Genomic DNA, 25860 nt, shown 5'->3' with positions numbered 1-25860 from the left:
GCCCCAGCGGTGTGGCTGAGGCTTTGGAAATTTTGGGCGCGGCTATCCCGACCCGGTGGCTATTGTGCCAAAAATCTCGAGTGCGTCAATATCACAGAACGCCCTTTTCAATCAAGCCCCGCGTGAGCATGTTGCGCGCTTCAAGGTTCAGCACCTGCAGCTCTGCCTGGTTGCTGGGCAGGCGTGGGCTTGACCAGACCTTCGCGCCCGTGGCCAGGTTGCGTGCAATGAACGCGATGGCCGTGCGGTGCGGCTGCGGGATGGCGTCGATCACCGCGTCCACCGTCTGCATGTCGGCAATCTCCCACTCGGTCGTGCCGCCCGTGCCGTCATTGCACGATGCGGAGCGGCTGCCGTAGCCCTTGCCCCACCCATCTGCAGCAGACCAGACGTGCCACTCCTTCAGGATTTCGTTGACTGTGGTGTCGATGCTTTGGGTTTCGATCAATTACTGCTCCAGTTTTAATAGTTGAAAAGCTTTGCCAGGGTGTCGTTTAGGCAGGATTGCTCTGTCTTTTTGAGCACCTTCCAGATGCGTGCCTGCCCGTGGATACCGTTGAAATTGCTCCGGTGGCAGCTCTCGCAGAGTGGAATGCACAGGTACTGCTTGTGCTGCTCGATGTGGTGCGCCTCTGATTCGCCTCCTGCCCCGCATACTGCGCAGGGTAAGGATTTGATGCGGGCAAGGTGCTCGCGTTCGGCTTTGGTCAGCTGGTTGTTCATGCAATGGCCTTTCGCTGCTTCAGCCAGGCCACACGGGCCTGCACCTTCTCTGCCTCCAGAGGTTTGAACTCACCGCAGGCCTGGGCCTTGGCGCTCAATGTGTGCCCGGGCAGTGCCTTCCTGTCGCAGCGGGCAAAGCCAAAGCGCAGCATGTTGGTGTCCGTAGCCTTGGGGTTCCAGTGCTTGCAGTGCACGCAAGTGGTCATGCGTCCTCCCTGTAAGCCATGAAGGCGACTTCGTGCTCAGTTGCATAACGCCACGCATAGCCCTTGTGCGACTTTTGCCGCCCTCTGCAACAGTGAGTAATGCCTGCGCTACAGAAGCCTTGGCGCACAGCGTCCATTGCTGCGGCATAGAACACCTCTCGACCAGTCAGCAAGCACTTGGCCACAACAGGCTTGCTTGTATGGTGCTCGCTACCAAACTTGCCAAGCGACGTGCCTTTGCGGCCAAGGACCCGGAATGCGTGCAAGTTGTTGCCAGCAAAAGTCGTCCACTCCAAATTGGTAGCCATGTTGTTCTGCGGGTTGCCATCCAGATGATTGACAACATCACAGCCCTCTGGCTTTTCGCAAAATGCCGCAGCCACCAGACGATGCACACTCACCTTCTTGCCTTTTAGAAGCATCTGGCGATAGCCCGTTTTTTTGGCAATGAATCCATGAATCTCTCGAGCCGGCAAGGAGAACCCATTCCCATCGGCGCTGACGCCTGAGCAGGCGCTGGCCGATGCGTGTGCGGCTGAGGCTGTGCACTGATTTCCATCAACTCAACAGCGGCCCGCCTTGTGCGGGCAGATGCGTAAAAACTGATTATTTATATCCTAATAGATCCTTCAGCTGCCTTATTTCAAGAGGTACCCAATAGTTCAACCCCTCTGATTTTTCCTTAAGCATCTTAATACTCTTTCTAACTTCATCAACAGGAAATCTTTTGTTGATCTTCACAGCCATAACATCTAATTCAAAACATATTTCCCCAATAAACGCCTCAGCATTTATAGCACCGGATGAGCTATTGGCAAACTTAGAGAATTCACGAAAATAGCTTGCAACATTTCTCTCTAAAACAAAAAAATTAATATTATTTAAATCTATATTTCCACTAGAGTCGCATATCTTTAGCAACCCAGCATCAAAATCATAAAGAAATTTGTTAAATCTCTTATTTAGCATAGTAATTCCCGCCATAACTTCAAGCTGCACGCCATACAGATCCACCTTTCTATCTTTTTGGTTATTTTTATAATTCTCCTTGGTTTGCCACCAAATTCCACCGATTGCAGCAACAGAGCCTATTGCTTGGACCCATGAAGCGAGTCCTGAATTCTCATTAATCCAGCAAAGCAATTTATCTCCAATTGCTGTAATTAATATTATTAAAAAAAGTGCCGCAACAAACAATGTCGCGGCAAGAAAAGACTGATTCGAGGTCATTGAAGAAATATTTACCTTGTGTTTTTTCATTTCAAAATCTTTGATTTAGAAATTAACAAGGTTACACAAAGAATGGCTTGCATTCCAGAGGCATGAGCACAGCGCCCAGCCGGGTGCTGTCCTGATCCCCCTGACAACGGAGACCGACATGCTTGCACCTGCACAAGAACAGATCCCTATGAACCGTGCCCAGCGCCGTGCTGCTGAAAAGGCAGCCAAGCGCAAGCCACCGGCAGCGACCAAACGCTTTGCCAGCCAGAAAGAAGCTTATGCACACTTGCTCAAGCCCATTGTTTTGCTCAATGACTGCCGCCCATTCCGCGAGGGTGAGGTGGATCTGGACATCGTGAAGGTCCGCTTTGCCTATGACCGCCTGAAAGATGGCACTGCAGACGAAGACGACTTTCTGCTTGTTGGCCTGGCCATCAATATGGCCAAGGTTCGGGCCATGGAAATCAGCGAGTTTCTTGCCAATGAAATCGAGAAAGCCCAGGACGCCATGAACCGCTGCCGCGAGCGTTACCTCAAGCGCGGGCGCTTCGGCTTCGATGGCATCGGCATCCAAGCCATGGATTACGCCATCGAGGCACATGACGAGATTGTGCAAAAGAGCAGCCCCAAGCAGATGCAGATGGCCGCTGAAGTCGTGCGCAAGGTGCTGCTCAAGCAGATGGGCAACAAGCAGCTTCCAGCCATCAAGGCCTGACCATGACCCCAGCCTACATCCGCTGGCGCTGCGAGCGCATCGAGCAGCTACTCAAGACCATGGGCAGGCGCGAGGCTCTGGAAGTCATCAAGGCTGAGGAGCTGGAAAAGCCATGGGAGCACGACCCACGGCCAGCGCCGAGTCCATTGCTACGGGGTGACGCCTGGCACGGCCTGAACCCACCACACCTGCAACCCGCCTGAGCGCGGGTTTTGTTTTATCTGGAGAGAGATGTGTGCACACAACCCAACGTAATTGAAGCCCTGCGCGAAGCAGAAGCAGCACTCGAGCTGGCAATCAAGCGCATCCTGAAGCGCGACCCAGGCCACCACGTTGAAGTCACGAGCGAAGCCAAGGCCCTGGTCAGCGTCCGTCAAGCCCTGCAGTGCCAAGGCTGCGATGTGCCCAAGGATGGGGTGTATCAGATCAGTGAACCCAGCCACAGCATGAGCCAATACGCCAGCAAGGACGACATGCTGCGCGCGGTGCAGGCGGAAAACGAACGACTGAAGCAGGGGCAAGCAAACCTGTGCCAGTTCTTTGCCGAGGTGTGCAACGCGCTGGAAGATGTTGCGCAAGGCTGGCAAGACCGCGCCATCGGCACAACGACCCAGCGCGCCGTGGAGGCCATCAAGCAGCTGGCAGCAGCGCAGCAGGGTGCGCCAGAAGGATGGAAGCTGGTGCCAGTGGAGCCGACGGTGACTATGCAGCAAGCAGCACTGAAGCATGTAACACGCCAGCACCAAACGCGGGACATTTACGCAGCCATGCTTGCCGCAGCACCCCAGCCGCCAGTGGCAGCGCAACTCGATGACATTGATGTCGCCGACATGGCGCAAGCTGTTGATTCAACAGAGGCAGCGCCTGTGCAGATGCCGGAGCCTGTCGCTGTTGCATTCCGGTTTGAAACTGAAGAATACGGCTCCACGGCAACTAGCTTCTACCCTAGCGACCGCATTGGCATGGGATGGACTGCGCTCTACACAGAGCACCAAGTGCGCCCGCTACTCGCTGCGCAGCAATTCACACTGGACGAACTGGCCATGCTCACGCGCAAGCTAGTCCAACAGCTGCGCAAAGCCTCACCAGGCAATGAGTCTGCAGAGAAAGCACTGGACTACCTTAAGCGCAAAGGGCTTGCAGGCAATCCACTGCGCACCACCCAGGAGCTAAGCACATGACCCAAGCCAGCCGCCGCGCCCGTGAGCGCGGAGATAAGCGCGACCGCTGGAATGAGCCCAGCGACGAAGACTGAACCGCCCCAAAAGGGGCTTTTTTATTGCCCAAACCATGAAACACACAGAAACAAGTGAAACGCCACTGAGCACTACTGTGCAGACCTCTATCGAACCGGAATGGGTGTTGGCAAGCAAGTACCAGGAGCTGACTGGCGTCACCCCCATGGCCATTCATCAACGCAGGAAAGAAGGCAAATGGCTTGATGGCACACACTGCGCTGTCATAGGCCGCCGCCTTTATGTAAATGTCAAAAAGGCCGACGAATGGATAAAAAGCCAAATATCAAAACCCCGCCGGGCATTTTGATTCGTGAGCTTGTTTCAGGTCCACGAATTCAGATTGCCTTTTCATGGAACGGGCAGCAGTGCCGGGAATTATTGCCACCTTGCACCATCAACAAAGCAGCGATTACCTATGCAGAAAACCTGAGAAACGAAATCAGGAGAAAAATCGCAGATGGTAGTTTTGAGTATGCTGCCTACTTCCCTGAAAGTCCCAAAGCTCAGGTGCAGAAAAAAGAACTCTGCCTCATGGAGGACATGCTGAACAACCAGCTGCACCTCTATGAGAAGCAGGTTGCCAACGGCCAGATGTCGCCCTCTACCTACCGTGGCTACTACAAGAGCATCACCGGCGAGCGCATGCGCCACTGGCACGGCTGGAAACTGGGAGACGTTACACCTTCCGCCCTGCGTGACTGGGTTAGCGACATGGACTGCACAAGCAAGGCCATCCGCAATATGCTGATCCCGCTGCGATCGATATTTGAGGATGCACTCAACGATGGGCTGATCACAGTAAATCCATTTGAGCGTATTGCATTATCGAAACTGATTCGACAAACCAGCAAAGCCAGCGATTATGTGGTTGACCCATTCACGCACGAAGAACGTGCTGCCATATTGCAATCCTGCCGTGCTGATGAATGGCCGATGTTTCAATTTTGGTTTGAAACAGGCCTGCGCCCCGGAGAGTTGCAGGCGCTGGAGTGGCAGCATATTGATTTTGAGCATGCCATCGTGCGTATTGAGCAGAACCAGGTCGCTGGCGTTATCAAGGGTCCAAAGACTGAATCCGGCAGGCGCACCGTAGATCTCAGCCCAGATGCCCTGGAAGCCCTCAAGGCACAAAAGCCCATCAGCTTCATGCGCGGGAAACGGGTGTGGCTCAACCAGCGCACGCTGGAGCCGTGGGAGACAGATGCCCAGGTGCGCAAAACAGCTTGGCTGCCGCTGATGAAGCGTGCCGGCATCAAGTACCGCAACCCCTATCAGATCCGGCACACCTACGCCTCAACGCGCCTGACCGCTGGGGCGAACCCCTGGTACATCGCAGACCAGATGGGGCACGCCGATGTGACCATGGTCTTCAAGACCTACGGCAAGTTCATCCGCGAAGACTTCCAGAAGCCCAGGGCGACGCTGAAAGCCGTGAAATAGCATCGGTGTGAATTCGGTGTGAAATCGGTGTGAATTTCAGCACAACGACACACAATAAAAAGAGCAAAAAATAAGGCCGCACAGTGATTTCTCATTGTGTGGCCTTGTGGTGGGTGGTGGAGCTGGCGGGAATTGAACCCGCGTCCGCAAGCCTTCGTCAGGCAGATCTACATGTTTAGTGTTCTGATTTGAATCTCACCCTGTACGCCGCGCAGACACACGCTGCAGACAAGGCCAGTACCCTTGGATCTTGCCCAACACTAAGGTACCCAGTGCCAAGCCAGCTGATGTGAATTCCCTTGCAGCCGAGAGGTATTGCTACCCCTTTGCCCAGCCCATCAGCGTGCTGTTGCAAGGCTCACCGGATTTAAGCGGCGAGTGCGAAACGTTCGTCGTTTGCAGTTAGTTTTGTGAACCGAGATTTACGAGCGTGACTCAAGCTCGACATGCACCACACTGATCCCGAACCCACGTCGAAACCAGGACAGCCCCGTAGCTGTCTATTCTATGCCAATCCCAGCAGCTGTGTGAGCTCAAGCGGTGAATTGATGCTGAAATCTGGCTTCCAGGCCGTCACACTGTCCACACCCCCCAGATAACCATAGGCTGCAGCAATGGCCTGCATGCCTGCGGCGCGGGCGGCAATCATGTCTCGCTCATCATCACCCACGTAGATGCAGCGTGCGGGTGCAATGCCTGCACGCCGTGCGGCTTCCAGCAAGGGTTCTGGATGGGGCTTGGAATGCGCCGTCGTATCACCACAGACCACGGCATGCGCTGCAGCCAGCACGGGCTGGCTTTGCACAATGGGTAAGGTAAAGCGTTCTGACTTGTTGGTGACAATGCCCCAGGCGATGCCCTGCGCCTGCAAGGCCGCGACAAGTTGCGGTACCTGCGCAAACAGCTGGGAGTGCTGGCCCATGCATTGTTCGTAGGCGACGAAGAAGGCTTCCTTGAGCTGCTCAAAGTCTGGTGCCTCGGGCGTCACGCCCAGCGCAATGCGCAGCATGCCGCGCGCGCCTGTGCCCACAAAGGGTCGGTAGCTGGCCTGCGGCAGTGGCTCCATGCCACGCGCAATGCGCAGCTGGTTGGCGGCAAAGCCCAGGTCAGGCGCACTGTCGAGCAACGTGCCGTCCAGGTCGAACAGCACGGCATCTGCATTCAGAATCTGGCTCGACATCAGGCGGGGCGCTGCGTAGCAATCATGTAGTTCACGCTGCAGTCGTCATTGAGCCAGTAGCGGCCCGTCAGCGGGTTGTGCTGCAGGCCCTTGGAGTGTTTGACGACCAAACCGGCCTCACGGCAGAAAGCGGCCAGTTCGCTGGGGCGAATGAACTTGTCAAACTCATGCGTGCCCTGAGGCAGCATCTTGAGTACATATTCCGCCGCCACAATCGCCAATGCGTAGGACTTGGGATTGCGGTTGATGGTGGAGAAGAACACCCAGCCGCCGGGCTTGACCAGGGTTGCACAGGCACGCACCACGGAGGCAGGATCGGGCACGTGCTCCAGCATTTCCATGCAGGTCACCACGTCAAAGCTGGCGGGGCACTCCTGCGCCAGTGCTTCCACAGCCACCTCGCGGTACTGAATACTGGGCGTGCCGGTCTCCAGCGCGTGCAGCTGCGCCACGCGCAGTGATTTGGTGGCCAGATCAATACCCATGACCTTGGCACCTTTGCGCGCCATGGAATCGGCCAGAATGCCGCCGCCACAGCCCACATCCAGCACGTCTTTGCCCTGCAGCGCAGCGTACTCATCAATCCACGCCAGACGCAGTGGATTGATCATGTGCAAGGGCTTGAACTCACTGTTGAGATCCCACCAGTGATGCGCAAGGCTTGAAAATTTTTCCAGCTCGGCTGGATCCACATTGATCGAATCGGTCATAGCGCAGATTGTGCAACGAGTTCCAGCCTTCAGCCAAAAAGATGGCGACATCGCGCAGGCTTCCTGCAGCGCAGGTAGACGGCATCTGGCAAAACAGCACTGGCTTTGCGCTGTCAGGGCTTGGGGTAGCATCCTCGGGCAGCCTGCCAGGTGCAGGAATGCGCATATTTCTTGCTTGTCTGTGCGTCTGCTGAAACTGTCTGTAATCACCCATGAACTCTGAAATCGGCGCTCTGCGCACAGCCTATCGCCAGGAAAAAGCGGCCATCACTGATGTGCTGCGCACCCCTGCTGCCAACACCCGTGGCATTCGTTCGCTGCTGCAAAAACTCTCGCGCCTGACGGACCAGCACCTGCGCGCCCTGCGTGAGACGGCGCAGCTGCCTGCGGAAGTCAGCCTGATTGCCGTGGGCGGCTACGGGCGTGAACAGCTGTTCCCCGCCTCAGACGTCGATGTGCTGCTGCTTTTGCCCGGTGAGCATACCGAAGCCCACCCGCACCTCAAGGCAGATCTGGAGCGTTTTATTGGCAACTGCTGGGATGCGGGGCTGGAAATTGGCTCCAGCGTGCGCACGGTCAGCGAATGCGTGGCCGAAGCCAGAAACGATGTGACGGTGCAGACTTCGCTGCTGGAAGCGCGCCTGATTGATGGCGATGCCGCCCTGTTTGCCGAGTTTCAGCAGCAGTTTCGCGCAGCGCTGAACCCACGGGACTTTTTCACGGCCAAGACCCTGGAGCTGCGCCAGCGCCACATCAAGCATGAAGGCACGCCCTACTCGCTGGAGCCCAACTGCAAGGAGTCACCCGGCGGTCTGCGAGACTTGCACACCATCTTGTGGGTGGCGCAGGCTGCAGGCCTGGGCAATAGCTGGCGCGAGCTGGCTGCCAGCGGTATTGCCACGGACTATGAAGCCATGCAGCTGGAGCGCAATGAGGCAACCATCAGCCTGATCCGCGCCAAGCTGCACGCCATTGCAGGCCGCCACGAAGACCGCCTGGTGTTTGACCTGCAGACCACGCTGGCCGAATCCTTTGGCATTCAGAACCACACACCTGCGGGCAAGACCATTCCCGTGCGTGCCAGTGAGGTGCTGATGCGCCGCTACTACTGGGCCGCCAAGGCGGTCATGCAGCTGCAGCAGATTCTGCTACTCAATATTCAGGAATACCTCTACCCGAACAACGCCGGACTCAAATATATCGACGAGCGCTTTTATGACAAGGACGGACTGGTCGAAGTCTCCAGCGACGATCTCTACCAGCGCGACCCACACGCCATTCTGGCCACCTTTTTGACCTACCAGCGCTCGCCCGGCTTGCGCGATCTGTCTGCACGCACACTGCGCGCGCTCTACAGTGCCCGTGATCTGATGGACAACAGCTTCCGCCAGGACCCGGTTAACCACCAGACCTTCATGCAGATTCTGCAGGCCCCCAGCGGGCAGACGCATGCCTTCCGCCTGATGAATGCCACCTCGGTGCTGGGGCGCTATCTGTGGTCGTTCCGCCGCATCGTGGGGCAGATGCAGCACGACCTGTTCCACGTCTACACCGTGGACCAGCACACACTCATGGTGCTGCGCAATATGCGGCGTTTCTTCATGGCCGAGCACGCGCACGAATACCCGCTGTGCTCGCAGCTGGCCAGCGGCTGGGACAAGCCCTGGCTGCTGTACCTGGCCTGCCTGTTCCACGACATTGGCAAGGGCCGCGGGGGGGACCACTCTGAAATTGGCGCCATTGAGGTCAAGCGCTTTGCACGCCAGCACAAGATGAGCAAGGACGACGCTGAGCTGGTGGAGTTTCTGGTGCGCACCCACCTTCTGATGAGTACGGTGGCGCAAAAGCAGGACACCTCTGACCCCGACGTCATCCGCGCCTTTGCCGAGAAAGTCGGCAATGAGCGGCGTCTGACGGCCCTGTACCTGCTCACCGTTGCCGATATTCGCGGCACCAGCCCCAAGGTGTGGAATGCGTGGAAGGGCAAGCTGCTCGAAGACCTGTTCCACAACGCCCTGCGCGTGCTGGGCGGCCGTGCGCCCGATGCGGAGTCCACCGTAGAAGCTCGCAAGCGCGATGCGCTGCGACTGCTGGCGCTGACGGCGCAGCCCTATGCCTCGCACCAGGCGCTGTGGGACACGCTGAATGTGAGCTACTTCATGCGGCATGAGCCCGAAGACATTGCCTGGCACACCCGCCAGCTCTCGCGCCATGTGGGCACCAAGGAGCCGATTGTGCGTGCACGCCAGTCGCTGCTGGGCGAAGGGGTGCAGGTCGTGGTCTACACCCCGGACCAGCCCGATCTGTTCGCCCGCATCTGCGGCTACTTTGACCGCGCTGGCATGACGATTCTGGACGCGCGCATCCACACGGCCCGCAATGGCTATGCGCTGGATACCTTCCAGATTGCCTATGAACAGCTGCAGACCCACTACCGGGAGCTGACCACGCTGATTGAAAACGGCCTGCCACAGGCCATCCAGAGCCAGGAGCCACTGCCAGCGCCCATCAAGCGCCGCCTGTCGCGCCGTGTGCGCAGCTTCCCCATGGTGCCGCGCGTCTCGCTCACGCCCGATGAAAAAGCGCAGAACTGGGTGCTCAGCATTTCTGCCAGCGACCGCGCAGGGCTGCTGTATTCCGTGGCACGCATCCTGGCCGAGCATGGGCTGGATGTGCAGCTGGCCAAGGTCTCCACACTGGGTGAGCGGGTGGAAGACAGCTTTCTGGTGCAGGGCGAGCACCTGAGCAACAGCGCCAAACAGCTGCAGATTGAAAAGCAGCTGATTCAGATGCTGCAGGAATAAGTCTGCATAAAAAAAGAGCGCCCAGCGCTTGATATGCAAGGGTTTCAAATAGTTTTCTATCTGAAACCCTTTATATATCAGCGCAAGGCGCTCTTTCTATGGAAGCAGCCGTCAATAATGCGGCGGAATTTCGTCGCGCATGCTGACGCCAGCGCCGGGCGCAGCCTCTGGCGTGCGCTTGCGCAGTTCACGCAATTCATCGACCAGCACATCGATCTGCTTTTGCTGGCGATAAATCGTCATGTTCAGCTGCTCCAGCAGATCGTCCGTGTAGCTGGCCTTGACCTCCAGCTCCATCACGCGCGCCTCCAGCGCTTCCAAGGCAGTGTCACTCATGCGTTCAAAGCCTTTGCCAGACGGGCTACGCCTTCGCGGATCTTGTCCTCATCGGCCGTCGCAAACGACAGGCGCAGCGTGGACACATCAGGGTTCTGGCTGAAAAACGGAGCACCGGGCACGAAAGCCACGCCCTGCTCGATAGCGCGCTTGGCCAGCTCGTTGGCATCGGCCAGCTTGCCGCCCTTACCTGTCAGGTGCACCCACAGGAACAGACCACCCTGGGGTTCGGTGAATTCCACGGCATCGCCCAGCTCGCTGCGCAGCGCATCCATCATGGCCTTGGCGCGCGATGCGTAGACCTTGCGCACCTTGGCCAAGGTCGCTGGCATATGGCCTGCCTGCAGGTATTGCGCTGCCGTAGCCTGGGCAAAGGTGCTGGTGTGGGCATCGCTGAACTGCTTGCACATCACGGCCTTGGCCAGCAGCTCAGGGTTGGCAATCAGCCAGCCAATGCGCAGACCGGGGCTGAGCACCTTGGAGAGCGAACCGCAGTGCGCCAGCCATTCGCGGCTGCCGGGCACCTCCGGCGACAGCGCCAGCAGGCTGGCAGGAGGCGGCGCATCAAAGTACAGATCACCATAGGGGTCGTCCTCGACCACCAGTGTCTGGTACTTCACGGCCAGCTCCAGCACGCGCTTGCGACGCTCCAGGCTCAGTGTGGCACCGCTGGGGTTGCCGAAGGTGGGAATCAGGTAGACCAGCTTGGGCTGGTGCTCAGCGATCAGCTTCTCCAACGCTTCGACGATCACGCCGTTGCCATCTACCGGGGCGCTGATGACTTCTGCACCATACAGACGGAAGCACTGGATGGTGGCCAGGAAGGTAGGCCCTTCCACAATCACCTTGTCGCCAGGGCTGACCATGCACTTGCCCAGCAGATCCAGCGCCTGCTGGCTACCTGTGGTGACGATGAGCTGCTCGGGCGCGACATCCTTGGCACCTTTGGTGGCCATGAAAGCCGCCAGCTGCTCACGCAGTGGACCAAAACCTTCGGTCGCGCCGTATTGCAGCGCCATGCCGGCATTTTCCTGCAGTGCTTTCTGTGAGGATTGCGTAATGCCATCCACATCAAACATGGCGCTGTCCGGAAAGCCACCCGCAAAGCTGATGATGCCGGGCTTGCCCAGCAGCTTGAACAGCTCACGGATGGCGGAGGTTTCCACATTGTCCAAACGTTGTGCGAAATCCATAAAAATTACCTTTCGTTTCGAATTATACGAACCTAATTTAACCTTCTTGCAAATAGGCGCTGTCTGACAAGCAAGCTTTTTCTACGGTGATAGCATTCGCGAAAAATCACTCAATAAGCACCAATTCGCTTATATATTTAAATTTCTTCTATCAAACATTTAATCTCTTATAAAAATATTTTTCTATTCTTTCTAACCTTCAATCGTATTGACTATCCATTTAAAAAAGCTAATTAGGCAGAATATTTTCAAAATGTGACCATTCCGTACGAACTTTCATACGGAGTTAATCATGAGCAAATTTTCTGACCCATCTCCCTGGCGGAAAACTATCCAGATGGTAGCGGTTTCCAGCCTGGTTCTGAGTCTTGCTGCATGCGGCAGCAATGGATCTGTCAAAACATCCATGGGCGATACAAGCGGTTCCACCCCCACAAACCCTGGCACAGGGACTGGCCCCGGAACAGGCACAAATCCAGGAACAAATCCCAACCTTCCTGCACAGCCGACACCTACTGCTTTTACGCCTGTAGAAAACGCCGTACAAGAAACTGCCACGGGTGTTCGTGCGCTTCCCACCGCACTTACCGATCTGGGTGGTGTAGCCGATGGGCTGCTGACATCCACACTCCTGCCCGAAGGGCACGGTGTCACGCCCGTACTATCCGAACTGGGTGATGGCGTAGATTCGCTGGCAATGAGCATTGGCGCAGGCCTTGGTCAGCTGGGAACAGCTGAAGACCCCATTGGCACCACGCTGACTGGCGCAGAAGGCCTGCTCGTGCATACAGGCCATGCCGTTACTGAAGCTGGCGGCCTGGTACAGGCCCTTGGCTCTCAGCTGGGCCCTGTCGGCGCAGTGACAGACCTGACTGGCAACCTGGTTGGTGGCGTGGGTCAACTGGTCACCAATGTGGGCTACACCGCGGGTGACATCATCACCAGCGCCCCTGTAGCCGGCCTGACCTCTACCCTCAGCAATACCGTGACACCCGTCGCCGGCACAGTGCTGGGCGTAGTGCAGAACGTAGGCACCACCACAGGCCTGGCACAGCCCGTGAACAACCTGCTCACCACGGTGGGCGGCCTGGTCACCAACGTGGGCGACACCGTCCAGAGCACAGGTCTGCCAGTTGTTGCACCTGTTGGCTCTCTGACAGGCCAGCTGGGCCATGTGGTCAGCGCGCTAGGCGGCATTGCAGGCGGTGACGCAGCAGGCAGCTCCAGCGGCTTGCTCGGTGGCGCCAACGGTGGCTTGCTTGGTGGAGTCCTAGGTGGTGGCCAAGACGGCACCGCTGCACCCGCAGGTGGTCTGCTGGGCGGGCTGCTGGATCCCAATGCCGGTCTGGTCGGTGGTTTGCTCGGCGGCAATGGTGGCCTGCTCGGCGGTGTGCTCGGTGGCGACCAAGCTGGTAGCGCAACTGCACCTGTGAGCGGTCTGGTGGGTGGACTGCTCGATCCCAATGCAGGCTTGGTCGGTGGTTTGCTCGGCGGCAATGGTGGGCTGCTTGGCGGTGTACTCGGTGGCAGCCAGGCAGGCGCCACAGCCCCTGCTGGTGGCCTGCTCGCCGGTGTGCTCACGCCCCTGACCTCCGGCCTGACCAGCGGTGGCCAAACTGCTACAGGTAGCGCCCCTGCGACTTCCGCACCTAGCGGCAACACAACCACCACACAAAATGGTGGCTTGCTAGGCGGCCTGCTGGGAGGCCTGCTCAGCCGCCGTTGATCCGGCTGTCAGCCACTGCCCCATTACTCGATCAGAAAAAGGATGCAAATCATCCATTGACTGACAAGAGTTGTAACTAAATATTGCAATCATTTATGGATAGCGACCGATGCCCTTCATCGGAGCCGCTATCCATATTTTTTTGAAGGATCAGCCTATGCATACCCACCAGGTGCGATTTATCGTCGGACTGAGCACCTTGGCGCTTCCCGTTCTCAGCTTTGCGCAAAGCACTGGCGGCAACCCTCTCAACACCTTACCCCCCATTCATTCACCGCAGCCAGCACCACAGCCTGCCACCATCGCCCCTGATACCGCGCTGCAAACTGAAAAGCAGCTCAATGCACGACAGCTGCAGCTATCCACACTGATCACTCCACAGCGCATTGATATTTCCGGCGTCAATGCCATTGCCTTTGCAGAAGTTGCTGCCCTGTTTCAGCCACTGGCAGGCAAGCCGGTCAGCATTGCCCATCTGGCGCTGGCAGCTCAGGCTGCCACTCAGCTGTACCAGAAGGCGGGGTACCCCCTGTCCTTTGTCTATCTGCCCACGCAGACTTTTGAAAACGGCATCGTGCGCGTGATTGCGGTCGAGGGCTATGTACAGCAAGTGCGCATCGAAGGCGACCCAGGGAGGTCTGCAGACATGCTGCAGGCCATGGCACAGCCCATTCTGGACGACAAGCCGCTGCAAGGCGAAGTCTTTACCCGCCAGACATTGCTGATGTCACGCATGTCACACCTGAAGGTCAAGGCTCAGGCCAATCTGCCTCAGAACACCGATGGCGCACACCCCTGGTGCTGGAAGTCGAGCGTGAGCCTGTGGTGTTTAACCTGAGTGCAGACGTCGACAAGGATGACCCCAAAGCGATTGCCAATCTGACCCTGAACGAACCGCTGTGGACTGGTTCACAGCTGCAGTTTGCTGCCCTGCTCGACAATCCAGACAAGGAGCGCTTTATCTCTGCCGCCTGGAACCAGTGGCTCAACGCCAAGGGCACGACCATGCGCCTGAGCTTTTCAGACTTCAAGGGCAGCGACAACTCCTCTTACTTTCAGTATGCATATGACGACACCACCTACCAGCGCAAGCTGGATCTGGGCATCAGCCACCCATGGCAACTGTCTGCACAGGGCAGCACCATCATTGGGGCCAATCTGTACGGGCTGAACTACCGCAAGGCCTACTACTTTCAGGCGTTTGACGAGGAATTGGGCTATGAAGAAAAAGTCCGCGCGCTGCAAGCCCACATCCACTGGCAACGCTCCAGCACATACATGGCTCACAATGCCAGACTGGCCTTCACCCAGGGCCTGAACGCGCTGGGAGCAGGCAGCTCCGAGACAGCAGGCCTGCTGCCGAGCACGGCCAAGTTCAACTTCAGCCGCCTGAATCTGGACTATGAAGCACGCTGGCGCACCCAAAGCCTGTGGGGGGCAGGCTTTGCCATCAACGGCCAGATGTCGCCTGACACCGTCCCCACATCCGAACGCGTCAGCTATGGCAGCTGGCGCTTTGGCCGCGGCTATCTGGCGGGTGAAGCGGCTGGCGATCAGGGCGTAGGCGTGAGTCTGGAAATGAACCGCATGTTCAGCTCCCCCAGCAATCGCTGGATCAAGACGCTGGAGCCCTACCTGCTGTTTGAAGAGGCGCGCACCTGGTTCCATGAGTCGGCCTATCGCGACCAGACTTTGCGATCCACCAGCCTGGGCGTGCGCTTTGGCGACCAGCGCTACTACAGCCTGGACCTCTCCGTCTCCAAGCCACAGGGGGACCGCAGCCCGCAAAACCCTGCGCGCAAGCTGCGATACGGCCTGGCCCTTACGTATCAGTTCGGGAAGTAAGCTGCCCGCTGTCGGGCGCGGCAGCCTTGCTGCGCCCGGCGGCAGGAATGCCTCGCGCCATGCGCGCGTTATAGACCGTCAGGCGGCTCAGGCCCAGCTGCTCAGCCACCTTGGCGTCCGATGCCGTGCCCAGCAGTGCTACGGCTTCAGGGGTCCAGTCAAATGCACCGCCTTGCTGCTCTGAAGTGCAGGCAATCCCCAGCTCCTTGCGCTTGGCCACCACACTGGCTTTGCTCATGCCCCAGCGTTTGGCCAGTGCGGCATCGCTGTCTGTGCCGAGTGCCACCAGCATCTCTGGCGTCCACTGCACATGACCAAACGCGGGAATACCCAGCGCATTGCGCTCTACGGCTGCTCGGTACATGCCTGCCTGACGCGCATCCGGCTCAACGCTGCGGTCGCCATGCTCAAACGCGGCACTAGTGTCACCGAGACCGCCGCTTGCTGCGGTTTCGCCAACCTCAGCCATTTCAGCCGCATGTTCCGCGGCCACACCGGCATCTCGCCCAAGCAATGCGCCCTGGGCATCAGCCCGCGCATTGTTCAGCAAGACGCTCCCCCGTTTTTGCTCTGATCCGTCGAGCCATACCGCAGGGCGCCGTGCGTTGCGCAGGCACCCTCATGGCGGGCAACGACGATGGCCAGCACGACGTGCTGTGAAGCGTCTTCTCGCCACGAAGATCGCACTGCAACAAAAATCCTCGATATGTCAAATTTTTTCCGGAACCCGTTAGCAAGGTTTGCGGAATCTGGGGATGATTTAGCCAGAGAAGTGGGATTACAGCGGACTGTAAGCTCCTGCGCGAAACGCAACTTCAACTTGCATGTTTTGACCCATCACCACTCCTGAAGGAGCGCGTGACTTGGGGGGGCCGGTCTTGGCCGGTTCGCAGGTTTCTTTTTTTATCGAGGTAATTGCTTCTCATTCGCACTTTTATTAGCATTAAAAGGGAGAAAGTCAATGGCTTTGCGGTTGGAGATGGGGAGGCGCAATCAGCCTCAGAAGGTTCGGTCAGAGCGCGTGTCTAACGGAGACACCATGCGTTTCCGGCCCAAGCGCTTGTGCTTGGCGATGGCCCTGGCATTGGGGAGCCAAGCCGCACTTGCGCAGACCGCTCTACCCTCGTCATCAGGCCTGGCGACAACCACAAGTACCAGCGAAGAGAACAGCTCTCACGAAAACCCAGGTAGTGCAGCCATCACCCTGGATACGGTTACCGTCACCGGCACCGCTGAAGAACAGGAAAAGAAGATCGGCAATACCACCGGGGCCAGCAAGGAAGATGTAGAGCGGCGCGGTGCCAGCCACATGAGCGACCTGATTGACCAGATATCAGGGACGTCGGTCAACAGTTTGTATGCCAGGCCGGAAGTGTCTGTAGGGGTGCAGGGGATTGCGGGGCATGGGCGTGTTTCTCAGTCGCTTGAAGGTATTAACCAGAATTTTCATGCATTCACCCGTGACATCGGCCAGACCGGCTCCATTTTTATTGATCCGCAGTTTCTGAAGAGCATTGAGGTCACAAGAGGCGGAAGTTCAGGAACTGGTGCATTGGGTAGCCTGGGAAGTTCGGTAGATTTCAAGTATCTCGATCTGGAAGATATTCTGCGCCCAGGCAAAGATTTTGGTGGCATGGTTCGGGGTTCAACCGGCTTCAGTAAATATAGCAATGGTCAAGAACCATCTGGGTCGTTTTTCCTTGGTGGGCGCAATGAGCGCTGGGAGGCAATGGTCGGTGCGTCGCACAGCAAAAACGACTTTTATAAAATTGGCGACAACATTAGCAACGACGAGCTAATGCATGGCATTCACGGTAGAAATCTGTGGTTTTACCACGGTGCAGATTCTTCAATTCACGATATTAATCAGCACGGTCCTTGCCGTTACCATGCGAATGGATATGTAGGGATGAGCAATTGTGGCCTAACTACAGATCAAGCAAAGTGGCTTAAACAAGCCGCCAAAAATCCATTAAAGGGAACGCAAAAAGAAACCGACTCGCAGATGTTAAGGCTGCGGCATTATTTCAATGATGACCATGACCAGAGTCTGGAGTTATTTGTATTCTCAAGCAAAGCCAAATACGAAACAGACCAACAGCCGTCCATCTGGGTTCCCGTCAATGAAAACTCTACCAAGGATAACTGGTGGGTTGATGGTGAGGCTTCTTGGCATGACTATCCTTGGTCTGTCCGAACGCAGCTGAGAAATCAAGTGGCCAGCTTAAAATGGAAAGGTAGCTTTTCAGAGATATTCAATCCTGAAGTGCAAATCTTCCATGAAAGACAGGATCGCAAACAAAACTGGACTGGAGCTAGTGATGGTTTTTCCGCAAACCAACCGCTTCACTATTTCACCGATGTCGGCTCAACAGGGATAAAACTAAGTAATACAAGTCGCTTGGAATCAGAAGTTATCGGCCCTTTTCGTCTAGATGCTGGATTGGAGTTTAGGCAAGCCAGAAAAAAGGTCGATAGCGAAACAGAGTCAGAGTATTACGAAAGATATCTGTTAGAGACGCAGGGGCGTGATGTCGACATAATGCGATTTGACCCTGACTCACGTACAGACACTCTGGGATTGGCCCTTTCATTGAGCACGGAAGGCCCTGGCCCGTGGCAAGCGAGTGCAGGGATCGGCTTTCAACGGGTTTGGCTTGATGTGTTGAACCCGGTGTTTACGGAAGGGAACATTAGTCAAGAGGGTGTTGTTTATGGCGTATCGTATTGGCGAAAATACTACCGCGGCTTGGGTTACTCCGGAAATGAGTTAAAAGAACTTGCGGCAGCAGCCACAGCAGAAAGCGGAGCCAAAATTAAGACTGACCCACAGTACGGTAATCTCCGGACCGTTAGAGGACGGCGAGATCATCAGTGGGACCTCAAGTCTGCCAATGTGGGCGTTTCATATAGTCCCCCTGGAACTGGCCTGACTTTCTATACACAAGCGGGATATAGCGAACGTGCGCCTACCAGCAATGAAATGTATATGCATGGAGAACTCAACCGGGCAGATTTCTATGCAAACCCCTATCTTGAGCCAGAAAAAAATCTCTCGCTGCAACTGGGGATGAACTACAAGAAGGAAGGTTGGCTTTCCACAAGTGATCGCCTGGATGTAGGGGTGAACTTCTACCGCAATCGCATCCGCAACTACATCACATGGGGGCCCATGGTTGCTGAAGGCTACCCTTGGCCAGGCATAGGCAATGATCAGGCCAGCGTCAATAATCTCAATCCCTTTGTTCGTCAAGGCGTTGAGCTGAATCTGGCGTATCGGCAGCCTTTGTTTTATGTGCGGACTAATCTGACTCTGCCTATTCGACACGACAACAAGCTTTGCTCTTGGCAAGTGCCTAGTGGTAGAGCCTACCAAACAGGGACCACAAGTGATGGAGGAAACTCCTACACCGATATTGGCAAAGGAGAACGCCTTTGCTATTCGAGCTGGAACTGGATGGAAGCAGGCACGATTGAACCCATTCGGGGTAGCCTGACTGCTGCACTGACCCCAATGCAGGGAAGGCTGGAGCTAGGAGGCACGATGCATTATCGCGGTAGGCAACGCGCTGCCTACTGGTATGACAGAGATGTCCAGAATAATTATCACCTTGGGACGCAGGCAGGACAAACCCAGCCCATACCAAGCCAAAGCCAGTTTATTGAGACCTATCTCTGGCCCAAAGTCATCAAGTTCGACTTGTTTGTCAATTACCAATTCAACGACCAGTTAAGAGCCGGAATTTATCTGGCCAATGTGACCAACAAAATGGAAGCCACACCCACAGCATGGGGGTACAACTTCTACCCTGGTCGCACTTTGACGGCCAATCTGGAATACCGTTTCTGACGGTTTGCCGCTTTGGTCATGGTGACCAGAGCATATTTCGCCGGTGTGGCGACCGGCTTGTGAAAAGGAGAAGACATCATGTCTTTGAAAAGCAATGTCACTGCGTGGTTGGGTGACTATGACAACAGTAACCAGACCGGCCCCAATGCCACGAAAAGCATTGGCTCCATTCTGACGGTGGCGAATGACTACCACACCGGCGGAGCGGGAGAGCCCAACAGCATCTACGTTCCCAATAGCAGCCTCCCGTATGAAATCTACGATTTCAAGGTATATGCGGGGCAAGGGCTGGATTCCGTCGGTGCTGGTGCCTTCGGTTCCAAGTTCGTGCTGGAATCCACGAATGGCTTTTCGTGGGATACGGTGAATGCAGGGGGCGGAAAGTACAGTTTCGAGACCAGCGGTAGCCTGAATACCCTGAAGCTGGGTTACGCCGCCGATGGCGGTTACTCTCCGGCACAGGCTACGCTGACCGCATTCGACACCGCTGAACCGCTGTTGGTGGTAAACAACTTCAACGTGGTTGTTGACTACGTGGCGCTCAACACCTTCGGCGTCGCAGACGGTAATGCGCAGATCACGGTGAATGCTGGCAATCAAAACCTCTTCAGCTACCCGCAGTACTACGACAAGGTCACGCTGAACTCCGCCATCATCTACGACTTGACGTTCGATGAAGCGGCGGCTGCCACCTCGACTTTCGAGTATGTACTGGATGCATACCTGAGTGGTTTCTCCGGTGGCGCAATCACCAGCGCAAGCGACATCAGCGTCATCAACAGCTACTTGAGTGCCAACGGCAGCAGCGTGTCGTTCGACTACTACGCTACCGCACCGAGCAGCCTCTCCTCGGTCGAGGCGTCGACTGCGTTCGCAGAAGTCGAAAGCGACCTCCTGCTGGCCGCGTAAGCAGCCATTCCAGAAATGCATGGAGGTCTACCGGAAAGACGGTGGTGATTTTCTGACGGGAAGAGCCACCGCCCGACCGGGGCAGTACCGGGGCCTGGTGCGTTTTGGCCAGGCTCCGTTTTCCGGAAGCCGTCAATTCTAGCGGTTTGCGGGAAAACCTGCAAAAGCAACTTGCAGGCAACTTTTCGGCTTCCCCGCCTTTGTGGGGAGGGGGATTCTTTTTTCCGTAAAAAGGGCTGGTGATGTGATGACGGCAGGCAAATCCCGGCCGGCAGGGGGTGCGCGCGGCGAATTGGCCGGTGCTCTGCTGACCTACAAGCGCAGTTTCGTACACATTGGCGTGTTCTCGGGCGTCATCAATATCCTGATGCTGGCCCCGGCGCTGTACATGCTGCAAGTGTATGACCGGGTACTGGCCTCCGGCAACGAAATGACGCTGCTGATGCTCACGGTCATGCTACTGGGCATGTATGCCTTCATGGGCGGGCTGGAATGGGTGCGCTCACTGGTCGTGCTGCGCCTGGGCACGGGCTTTGACCGCAAGCTGTCGCCGCGCATCTACGATGCCGCCTTCAGCGCCAACCTCAAGACCGGCAAGCTCAATGCCGCCCAGCCACTGGACGATCTCCAGCAATTGCGCCAATTTGCCACCGGCCAGTCACTATTCGCGCTGTTCGATGCGCCGTGGTTCCCGGTGTATGTGCTGGTGATGTTCTATTTCCACCCGGCGCTGGGCTGGTTCGCCCTGGGCGGCACGGCGCTCTTGATGCTGGTGGGCTGGATCAACGAACGGGTCAGCCGCCCGCACCTGAAAAAAGCAGGGGAACTGGCGATCAATTCCCGCCGCGATGCCGGGGCCAACCTGCGCAATGCCGAGGTGATTGCCGGTATGGGCATGCTGGCCAACCTGCGCCGCCGCTGGGCCGAGCAGCACCTGGCCTACGTGCGCGAGCAGAACCTGGCCAGTGCCCGCATGGCAAAAATTCAGGGCTGGAACAAGGCGCTGCGCATGGCGGTGCAGTCGCTGGCCCTGGGCCTGGGGGCCTGGCTGGTGCTGGAACACCAGATGACGGCGGGCATGATGATTGCCGGCTCCATCCTGCTGGGCCGCGCCCTGGCGCCCATCGACCAGATCATTGGCGCATCCCGTCAATGGACGCAGGTGAAGGAAGCCGAGCGGCGCCTGAGCCAGTTGCTGGAGGAGTTCCCGCCGCTGGCCAAGGGCATGGACTTTCCCCGGCCCGCCGGCCACCTGGCGGTGGAGCAGTTGCTGGCCGCCCCGCCCAGCCAGACACAGCCGGTGCTGCACGGCATCAACTTCAAGCTGGCCGCTGGCGAGACCCTGGTGGTGATTGGCCCCTCGGGCGCGGGCAAGACCACGCTGGCGCGCTGCCTGGTCAACGCCTGGCCGCCGCTGCGCGGCAAGGTGCGGCTGGACAGCGCCCCGCTCGACCAATGGCGGCCAGAAGCGCTGGGTGCGCTGATTGGCTACCTGCCGCAGGACGTGCAGTTGTTCGCCGGTACCGTGGCCGAGAACATCGCCCGCTTCGGTGAGGTGAATGAGGCCAAGGTGATCGCCGCCGCGCAGATGGCCGGCGTGCATGAGCTGATCCTGCAACTGCCCGAGGGCTACCAGACCCGCCTGGGCGAAAACGGCATGGGCCTGTCCGGCGGCCAACGCCAGCGCGTGGGCCTGGCCCGTGCGCTGTATGGCGAGCCGTGCCTGGTGGTGCTGGACGAACCCAACGCCAATCTGGACGAAGCCGGCGACGCCATGCTGGCCGAGGCCATCGGCCGTATCAAGCAGGCCGGCATCACGCTGGTGCTGATCACCCACAAGCCCAACATCCTCAAGCAGGCCGACAAGCTGCTGATCCTGCACGCCGGTGCCCAGGCCGACTTCGGCCCAATGGCCGAGGTGATGCAGCGCATGCAACGCGGTGCCCAGCCAAGGCCAACGTCCGGGCAACCCCAACCACAGCAACGGGTCATGCCCATTCCCACCTATGGGGCCGCGATGAACTTTGCGCAACGCAAGGAGGGAGCATGAGCACGACGATGAATATGGACGCCTCTTCACTGGATGCCGACCTGATCGACCCCAAGGATGATCTGCTGTCGGTGGATGACCGCCACTATGTGCGGCTGGGCTGGCTGATCGTTCTGGTCGGTGTAGTGGGTTTTCTGGGCTGGGCCATGCTGGCACCACTTGATGCCGGTGTGCCAGTCGATGCCAAGGTGGTGGTCAGCGGCAACCGCAAGGCGGTGCAGCCCATCAGCGGCGGCAAGGTGCAACGGATTCTGGTCACTGAGGGCCAGCGGGTGCAGGAAGGCCAGGTGCTGGTAGTGCTGGAGCCGAACGTGGCAAGCAACCAACTGGATTCCTTGCAGTTCCAGTTTCTCAGCAGCCTGGCGACGGAAAACCGCCTGATGGCGGAGCGGGACGGCCTGAACGACATCCGCTTCGATGAACGCCTGCTGCAAGCCGAGCGCGAGGGCAACTTGCAGGCCGCGGAGATCATCCAGGCGCAGCGGCAGTTGTTCGACAGCCGCCGCAGTGCCCAGCAGGCTACCCTGGGCGGCCTGGAAGCCACGTTGCGCGGCCTGCGCGAGCAAAGCGACAGCCTGCAACGCATCCTGCAGTCGCGCCGCAGCCAGCGCGAGACCTTTGAGCATCAACTGGCCGGGCAGCGTTCCTTGGCCGATGACGGCCTGCTGGCACGCAACCGCCTGCTGGAGTCCGAACGCCAATACCTGCAACTGGCCGGTTCCGTGGCCGATGACCAGGGCCGCCTGGCGCAGTTGCAGGGCCAGGTGCAGGAGTACCAGCTGCGCCTGATTCAGCAGCGTGAGGATTACCAGAAGGAACTGCGCACGGCCCTGGCCGAAACCCGCACACGCACCGCCGACCTTGGGTCGCGCCTGGACAGCGCGCAGTACGAAGTGAACAACATGCAGATCGTCGCCCCCACCGAGGGCATCGTGGCGGGCCTGGCGGTCTTTACCCAGGGCGGCGTGGTCAGCGCAGGCGACAAGCTGATGGACATCGTGCCGCTGGACCAGCCCTTGCTGGTGGAAGGCCGCCTGCCGGTGCAGGAAGTGGACAAGGTGCAGGCCGGCCAGCCGGTGGAGCTGGAGTTCATGGCCTTCAACCGCGCCTCCACGCCCAAGCTGCCGGGCACGGTCAAGACCGTTTCCGCCGACCGCCTGGAAGACGAACAGGGCATGCCCTACTACCACGTCGAGATCGCGGTGGATGACCTGAAGGGCCGCGAGGTGCAGCCGGGCTTGCAGTTGCAGCCGGGCATGCCGGTGACGGCTTTCGTCAAGACCGGCGAACGCACCTTGATAAGCTACCTGCTCAAGCCGCTGCGCGACCGTGCTCGCCTGGCACTGACGGAGGAATGATGAGCCGCAGCCACACATTCAAGCTGATCATTGTCGCGCCTCTGGCTTTCTATCTGTACGTCGATGGCATGCCCACGGTATTGGCCCAGGCCACACCCGCTACGGTTTCGCCTTTGCATCAATTGCAAATGGCATCACCACCGCAAGGGGTTGGGCAGGCCTCAACCGCCTTGGCCAGCCAATCGCCATCGCTCGATCTGGTTCAGGCTTACGAGCGCATGCTGCTCAACGACCCGCAGGTGTTGAGTGCCCGCGCGGCCCGTGACGCTGGGCGGGATAGCGGCAACATTGCCCGTGCCGCCTTGTTGCCACAAGCCTCGATCAACTACCTGCGCAACCGCACCAACCAGACCGAGTATTACGACAGCACGACGGCCGGACAGCAGAGCGTCGACTACCGCTACTTCGGCCGCCGTGCGGGCCTGACCATCGAACAGACGTTGTTCGACTATTCCGCCATCAGCACCTATCGCATGGGCAAGACCCAGGCCGAGTACGCCGAGGTGCAGTACCGGCTGCAACTGCAGCAACAGGCCGTGGCGCTGATCGATGCCTATCTGAACGCGCTGCTGGCGCGCGATTCGCTGGATCTGGCCCGGCACCAGTTGCGGGCGTACCAGGACATGCTGCGCGGCAACGAACGCATGATGGCCCAAGGCGAAGGCACGCGCATCGACATCCTGGAAACCCGCAGCCAGGTGAGCGCCACGCAGTCGGAGCTGGTGGGCTACGAGAACGACCTGGCGGATCGGCTGCGCGAATTGTCCGCGCTGCTGGGGCAGCCGGTTCACGCCGGCGAACTGCTGGCCATCGATCAGCAGGCCATGCTTGCGCCGCTGCCGGACGGCGAGCTGGAGCGGCTGCTGGCCGATTCCCGCGAGCAGAACCCGGAGGTTCAGGCCGCGCGCCTGGCGGTGCGCTACAACGACCTCACGGTGGAGCGCGAGAAGGGCCAGTTCATGCCGCGCGTGTCGCTGTACGCGGCGCATGAGCGCATCGTTTCGGACACCGCCAACAACCGCGGCCGGGACTACAAGACCAACACCATCGGTCTGCAGGTCACCATCCCGCTGTTCAGCGGCGGCTCCAGCTACTACAGCACGCGCCAGGCCTACAACCGGCTGGAACAGGCGCGCTACGAACTCGAACACACCGCCAGCACCACCATCACCACGCTGGAGCAGTACTACCGCGTGTTCAGCACCAGCGCCGAGCGCATACGCACCTTGCGCCAGAACGTGAGCGACGCCACGGCGCTGGTGGACGCCATGCGCAAGAGCGTGGCCGGCGGGGAACGCACCAACACCGACGCCTTGCAGGCCGAACGCCAGTCCTACCAGGCCCGGCAGGCCTTGCTGCGCACCTACGTGGAATGGGTCCAGGCCTACGCCAAGTTGCAGTTCTACGCCGGCAGGTTCTCGGAAGAAGACGTGCTGGTGCTCAACCGGCATTTGCTGACGGAGGTTCGATAAGGGGCCTGGGTGATGCGCCCAGGCGCGGTACCGGGGAATCCCAAGGGTAAACGGAGATGAAGAGGGTTTCTCATGCCGGACGCGAGACGAAACGACACACCAATGCGGAACCACGCTCACCCGTATTTATGGACTAAATTATGGACTAAAAAGTCGCGGATACAGGTGGATTTCAGTGGACGTTGCTGGAATGAAAAAAGGGCCTTTCGGCCCTGTTTTCAACGACTTACAGACTTAAGTGGATGTCTGTAGATCATAAATTGGAGCGGGAAATGAACCGCATGTTCAGCTCCCCCAGCAATCGCTGGATCAAGACGCTGGAGCCCTACCTGCTGTTTGAAGAGGCGCGCACCTGGTTCCATGAGTCGGCCTATCGCGACCAGACTTTGCGATCCACCAGCCTGGGCGTGCGCTTTGGCGACCAGCGCTACTACAGCCTGGACCTCTCCGTCTCCAAGCCACAGGGGGACCGCAGCCCGCAAAACCCTGCGCGCAAGCTGCGATACGGCCTGGCCCTTACGTATCAGTTCGGGAAGTAAGCTGCCCGCTGTCGGGCGCGGCAGCCTTCCTGCGCCCGGCGGCAGGAATGCCTCGCGCCATGCGCGCGTTATAGACCGTCAGGCGGCTCAGGCCCAGCTGCTCAGCCACCTTGGCGTCCGATGCCGTGCCCAGCAGTGCTACGGCTTCAGGGGTCCAGTCAAATGCACCGCCTTGCTGCTCTGAAGTGCAGGCAATCCCCAGCTCCTTGCGCTTGGCCACCACACTGGCTTTGCTCATGCCCCAGCGTTTGGCCAGTGCGGCATCGCTGTCTGTGCCGAGTGCCACCAGCATCTCTGGCGTCCACTGCACATGACCAAACGCGGGAATACCCAGCGCATTGCGCT

General features: G+C 58.3%; 28 protein-coding genes and 1 other RNA gene. 16 read left to right on the top strand and 13 right to left on the bottom strand.

The window, feature by feature from the left end; all coding sequences use genetic code 11:
* Positions 1–91 precede the first annotated feature (91 nt).
* The 5 genes from F7P80_RS11065 to F7P80_RS11045 all read right to left on the bottom strand — a co-directional run bounded on the left by F7P80_RS11065 (position 92) and on the right by F7P80_RS11045 (position 2189).
* A complete protein-coding gene (locus F7P80_RS11065) occupies positions 92–448 on the bottom strand; it encodes a hypothetical protein (protein WP_151044759.1) in 357 nt (118 codons plus the stop codon).
* 14 nt (positions 449–462) lie between these two features.
* The gene (locus tag F7P80_RS11060) at positions 463–723 is read right to left on the bottom strand and encodes a hypothetical protein (protein WP_151044757.1); all 261 of its coding nucleotides are present in this window, start codon (positions 721–723) and stop codon (positions 463–465) included.
* Positions 720–929, bottom strand: a complete 210-nt coding sequence (locus F7P80_RS11055; RefSeq protein ID WP_151044755.1) for a hypothetical protein — start codon at positions 927–929, stop codon at positions 720–722. The genes F7P80_RS11060 and F7P80_RS11055 overlap by 4 nt, the downstream gene beginning before the upstream one ends.
* The gene (locus tag F7P80_RS11050; protein ID WP_249041444.1) at positions 926–1405 is read right to left on the bottom strand and encodes an HNH endonuclease family protein; all 480 of its coding nucleotides are present in this window, start codon (positions 1403–1405) and stop codon (positions 926–928) included. The genes F7P80_RS11055 and F7P80_RS11050 overlap by 4 nt, the downstream gene beginning before the upstream one ends.
* A 130-nt stretch (positions 1406–1535) precedes the next feature.
* A complete protein-coding gene (locus F7P80_RS11045) occupies positions 1536–2189 on the bottom strand; it encodes a hypothetical protein (RefSeq protein ID WP_151044753.1) in 654 nt (217 codons plus the stop codon).
* 118 nt (positions 2190–2307) lie between these two features.
* On the opposite strand from F7P80_RS11045, the gene F7P80_RS11040 reads away from it, so the two are divergent.
* The 5 genes from F7P80_RS11040 (at position 2308) to F7P80_RS11020 (ending at position 5543) form a co-directional block, all read left to right on the top strand.
* Positions 2308–2865, top strand: coding sequence for a hypothetical protein (locus F7P80_RS11040; RefSeq protein ID WP_151044751.1), 558 nt, complete (start codon positions 2308–2310; stop codon positions 2863–2865).
* Positions 2866–2867: 2 nt separating this feature from the next.
* A complete protein-coding gene (locus F7P80_RS11035) occupies positions 2868–3068 on the top strand; it encodes a hypothetical protein (RefSeq protein WP_151044749.1) in 201 nt (66 codons plus the stop codon).
* A gap of 30 nt (positions 3069–3098) precedes the next feature.
* Positions 3099–4046 (top strand): hypothetical protein, encoded by a 948-nt coding sequence (locus tag F7P80_RS11030; protein ID WP_151044747.1) that lies wholly within the window; start codon positions 3099–3101, stop codon positions 4044–4046.
* Between the two features lie 109 nt (positions 4047–4155).
* Complete coding sequence (locus tag F7P80_RS11025; protein WP_114070966.1) at positions 4156–4410, top strand: excisionase; 255 nt, start codon at positions 4156–4158, stop codon at positions 4408–4410.
* Positions 4368–5543 carry a site-specific integrase gene (locus tag F7P80_RS11020; RefSeq protein ID WP_151044745.1) on the top strand — a complete coding sequence of 392 codons (1176 nt, stop codon included), beginning with the start codon at positions 4368–4370 and terminating at the stop codon, positions 5541–5543. The genes F7P80_RS11025 and F7P80_RS11020 overlap by 43 nt, the downstream gene beginning before the upstream one ends.
* Positions 5544–5657: 114 nt before the next feature.
* On the opposite strand, the gene ssrA is transcribed toward F7P80_RS11020, so the two are convergent.
* The 4 genes from ssrA to F7P80_RS16910 all read right to left on the bottom strand — a co-directional run bounded on the left by ssrA (position 5658) and on the right by F7P80_RS16910 (position 7599).
* Positions 5658–6035: a transfer-messenger RNA gene (ssrA, locus tag F7P80_RS11015) on the bottom strand.
* A gap of 13 nt (positions 6036–6048) precedes the next feature.
* Positions 6049–6723 carry an HAD-IA family hydrolase gene (locus F7P80_RS11010; RefSeq protein ID WP_151044743.1) on the bottom strand — a complete coding sequence of 225 codons (675 nt, stop codon included), beginning with the start codon at positions 6721–6723 and terminating at the stop codon, positions 6049–6051.
* Positions 6723–7433, bottom strand: coding sequence for a bifunctional 2-polyprenyl-6-hydroxyphenol methylase/3-demethylubiquinol 3-O-methyltransferase UbiG (gene ubiG / locus F7P80_RS11005; protein WP_077344751.1), 711 nt, complete (start codon positions 7431–7433; stop codon positions 6723–6725). The genes F7P80_RS11010 and ubiG overlap by 1 nt, the downstream gene beginning before the upstream one ends.
* Positions 7351–7599, bottom strand: coding sequence for a hypothetical protein (locus tag F7P80_RS16910; RefSeq protein ID WP_211372028.1), 249 nt, complete (start codon positions 7597–7599; stop codon positions 7351–7353). Before F7P80_RS16910 ends, ubiG begins: the two co-directional genes overlap by 83 nt.
* A gap of 46 nt (positions 7600–7645) precedes the next feature.
* Here F7P80_RS16910 and F7P80_RS11000 point away from each other — a divergent pair, with 46 nt between their 5' ends.
* On the top strand, positions 7646–10237 hold the full coding sequence (locus F7P80_RS11000; RefSeq protein WP_151044741.1) for a [protein-PII] uridylyltransferase: 2592 nt from the start codon (positions 7646–7648) through the stop codon (positions 10235–10237).
* A gap of 111 nt (positions 10238–10348) precedes the next feature.
* Here F7P80_RS11000 and F7P80_RS10995 read toward each other — a convergent pair whose 3' ends face one another.
* Positions 10349–10573, bottom strand: a complete 225-nt coding sequence (locus F7P80_RS10995; protein WP_054067813.1) for a SlyX family protein — start codon at positions 10571–10573, stop codon at positions 10349–10351.
* Positions 10570–11766: an aminotransferase-like domain-containing protein gene (locus F7P80_RS10990; RefSeq protein ID WP_151044739.1), complete on the bottom strand. Its 1197-nt coding sequence runs from the start codon at positions 11764–11766 to the stop codon at positions 10570–10572. Before F7P80_RS10990 ends, F7P80_RS10995 begins: the two co-directional genes overlap by 4 nt.
* A gap of 406 nt (positions 11767–12172) precedes the next feature.
* Between F7P80_RS10990 and F7P80_RS10985 the strand changes: the two genes are divergently transcribed.
* The 3 genes from F7P80_RS10985 (at position 12173) to F7P80_RS10975 (ending at position 15337) form a co-directional block, all read left to right on the top strand.
* Complete coding sequence (locus F7P80_RS10985) at positions 12173–13492, top strand: collagen-like triple helix repeat-containing protein (RefSeq protein WP_170265366.1); 1320 nt, start codon at positions 12173–12175, stop codon at positions 13490–13492.
* A 157-nt stretch (positions 13493–13649) separates the two neighbouring features.
* The gene (locus tag F7P80_RS10980; protein ID WP_170265365.1) at positions 13650–14330 is read left to right on the top strand and encodes a POTRA domain-containing protein; all 681 of its coding nucleotides are present in this window, start codon (positions 13650–13652) and stop codon (positions 14328–14330) included.
* The gene (locus tag F7P80_RS10975; protein WP_151044733.1) at positions 14291–15337 is read left to right on the top strand and encodes a ShlB/FhaC/HecB family hemolysin secretion/activation protein; all 1047 of its coding nucleotides are present in this window, start codon (positions 14291–14293) and stop codon (positions 15335–15337) included. Before F7P80_RS10980 ends, F7P80_RS10975 begins: the two co-directional genes overlap by 40 nt.
* Here the strand turns inward: F7P80_RS10975 and F7P80_RS17420 are convergent.
* On the bottom strand, positions 15315–15623 hold the full coding sequence (locus tag F7P80_RS17420) for a hypothetical protein (RefSeq protein ID WP_428840868.1): 309 nt from the start codon (positions 15621–15623) through the stop codon (positions 15315–15317). The two genes, F7P80_RS10975 and F7P80_RS17420, sit on opposite strands and share 23 nt — an antisense overlap.
* A gap of 24 nt (positions 15624–15647) precedes the next feature.
* On the opposite strand from F7P80_RS17420, the gene F7P80_RS17415 reads away from it, so the two are divergent.
* From F7P80_RS17415 to F7P80_RS10935, 7 genes are all read left to right on the top strand, one after another.
* Complete coding sequence (locus F7P80_RS17415) at positions 15648–15911, top strand: helix-turn-helix domain-containing protein (protein WP_151044731.1); 264 nt, start codon at positions 15648–15650, stop codon at positions 15909–15911.
* A gap of 465 nt (positions 15912–16376) precedes the next feature.
* Complete coding sequence (locus F7P80_RS10960; RefSeq protein WP_170265364.1) at positions 16377–19187, top strand: TonB-dependent receptor plug domain-containing protein; 2811 nt, start codon at positions 16377–16379, stop codon at positions 19185–19187.
* A gap of 78 nt (positions 19188–19265) precedes the next feature.
* Positions 19266–20096 carry a hypothetical protein gene (locus F7P80_RS10955; RefSeq protein ID WP_151044727.1) on the top strand — a complete coding sequence of 277 codons (831 nt, stop codon included), beginning with the start codon at positions 19266–19268 and terminating at the stop codon, positions 20094–20096.
* Between the two features lie 247 nt (positions 20097–20343).
* On the top strand, positions 20344–22146 hold the full coding sequence (locus F7P80_RS10950) for a type I secretion system permease/ATPase (RefSeq protein ID WP_151044725.1): 1803 nt from the start codon (positions 20344–20346) through the stop codon (positions 22144–22146).
* Positions 22143–23504, top strand: coding sequence for an HlyD family type I secretion periplasmic adaptor subunit (locus F7P80_RS10945; protein WP_211372017.1), 1362 nt, complete (start codon positions 22143–22145; stop codon positions 23502–23504). Before F7P80_RS10950 ends, F7P80_RS10945 begins: the two co-directional genes overlap by 4 nt.
* Positions 23504–24976, top strand: a complete 1473-nt coding sequence (locus tag F7P80_RS10940; protein WP_170265363.1) for a TolC family outer membrane protein — start codon at positions 23504–23506, stop codon at positions 24974–24976. The genes F7P80_RS10945 and F7P80_RS10940 overlap by 1 nt, the downstream gene beginning before the upstream one ends.
* Positions 24977–25248: 272 nt before the next feature.
* A complete protein-coding gene (locus tag F7P80_RS10935) occupies positions 25249–25515 on the top strand; it encodes a hypothetical protein (RefSeq protein ID WP_151044721.1) in 267 nt (88 codons plus the stop codon).
* Here the strand turns inward: F7P80_RS10935 and F7P80_RS10930 are convergent.
* On the bottom strand, positions 25493–25860 hold a 368-nt coding region (locus F7P80_RS10930), incomplete at its 5' end, for a hypothetical protein (protein WP_151044719.1). The genes F7P80_RS10935 and F7P80_RS10930 overlap by 23 nt on opposite strands.

Origin of the sequence: Comamonas kerstersii (genome assembly GCF_008801935.1) — a bacterium.
Taxonomy (GTDB): Bacteria; Pseudomonadota; Gammaproteobacteria; order Burkholderiales; family Burkholderiaceae_C; genus Comamonas; species Comamonas kerstersii.
The sequence above is the reverse complement of the archived record's forward strand: the minus strand, read 5'-3'. Positions and strand labels throughout refer to the sequence as shown.

Excerpts from the sequence above, each read along its gene's own strand:
- F7P80_RS11060 (WP_151044757.1), bottom strand. The coding sequence starts at position 723 with ATGAACAACCAGCTGACCAAAGCCGAACGCGAGCACCTTGCCCGCATC.
- F7P80_RS11055 (WP_151044755.1), bottom strand. The coding sequence starts at position 929 with ATGACCACTTGCGTGCACTGCAAGCACTGGAACCCCAAGGCTACGGAC.
- F7P80_RS11045 (WP_151044753.1), bottom strand. The coding sequence starts at position 2,189 with ATGAAAAAACACAAGGTAAATATTTCTTCAATGACCTCGAATCAGTCT.
- F7P80_RS11040 (WP_151044751.1), top strand. The coding sequence starts at position 2,308 with ATGCTTGCACCTGCACAAGAACAGATCCCTATGAACCGTGCCCAGCGC.
- F7P80_RS11035 (WP_151044749.1), top strand. The coding sequence starts at position 2,868 with ATGACCCCAGCCTACATCCGCTGGCGCTGCGAGCGCATCGAGCAGCTA.
- F7P80_RS11025 (WP_114070966.1), top strand. The coding sequence starts at position 4,156 with ATGAAACACACAGAAACAAGTGAAACGCCACTGAGCACTACTGTGCAG.
- F7P80_RS11020 (WP_151044745.1), top strand. The coding sequence starts at position 4,368 with ATGGATAAAAAGCCAAATATCAAAACCCCGCCGGGCATTTTGATTCGT.
- F7P80_RS11010 (WP_151044743.1), bottom strand. The coding sequence starts at position 6,723 with ATGTCGAGCCAGATTCTGAATGCAGATGCCGTGCTGTTCGACCTGGAC.
- ubiG (WP_077344751.1), bottom strand. The coding sequence starts at position 7,433 with ATGACCGATTCGATCAATGTGGATCCAGCCGAGCTGGAAAAATTTTCA.
- F7P80_RS16910 (WP_211372028.1), bottom strand. The coding sequence starts at position 7,599 with ATGCGCATTCCTGCACCTGGCAGGCTGCCCGAGGATGCTACCCCAAGC.
- F7P80_RS11000 (WP_151044741.1), top strand. The coding sequence starts at position 7,646 with ATGAACTCTGAAATCGGCGCTCTGCGCACAGCCTATCGCCAGGAAAAA.
- F7P80_RS10995 (WP_054067813.1), bottom strand. The coding sequence starts at position 10,573 with ATGAGTGACACTGCCTTGGAAGCGCTGGAGGCGCGCGTGATGGAGCTG.
- F7P80_RS10990 (WP_151044739.1), bottom strand. The coding sequence starts at position 11,766 with ATGGATTTCGCACAACGTTTGGACAATGTGGAAACCTCCGCCATCCGT.
- F7P80_RS10985 (WP_170265366.1), top strand. The coding sequence starts at position 12,173 with ATGGGCGATACAAGCGGTTCCACCCCCACAAACCCTGGCACAGGGACT.
- F7P80_RS10980 (WP_170265365.1), top strand. The coding sequence starts at position 13,650 with ATGCATACCCACCAGGTGCGATTTATCGTCGGACTGAGCACCTTGGCG.
- F7P80_RS17415 (WP_151044731.1), top strand. The coding sequence starts at position 15,648 with ATGACCAAACGCGGGAATACCCAGCGCATTGCGCTCTACGGCTGCTCG.
- F7P80_RS10960 (WP_170265364.1), top strand. The coding sequence starts at position 16,377 with ATGCGTTTCCGGCCCAAGCGCTTGTGCTTGGCGATGGCCCTGGCATTG.
- F7P80_RS10955 (WP_151044727.1), top strand. The coding sequence starts at position 19,266 with ATGTCTTTGAAAAGCAATGTCACTGCGTGGTTGGGTGACTATGACAAC.
- F7P80_RS10950 (WP_151044725.1), top strand. The coding sequence starts at position 20,344 with ATGACGGCAGGCAAATCCCGGCCGGCAGGGGGTGCGCGCGGCGAATTG.
- F7P80_RS10945 (WP_211372017.1), top strand. The coding sequence starts at position 22,143 with ATGAGCACGACGATGAATATGGACGCCTCTTCACTGGATGCCGACCTG.
- F7P80_RS10940 (WP_170265363.1), top strand. The coding sequence starts at position 23,504 with ATGAGCCGCAGCCACACATTCAAGCTGATCATTGTCGCGCCTCTGGCT.
- F7P80_RS10935 (WP_151044721.1), top strand. The coding sequence starts at position 25,249 with ATGAACCGCATGTTCAGCTCCCCCAGCAATCGCTGGATCAAGACGCTG.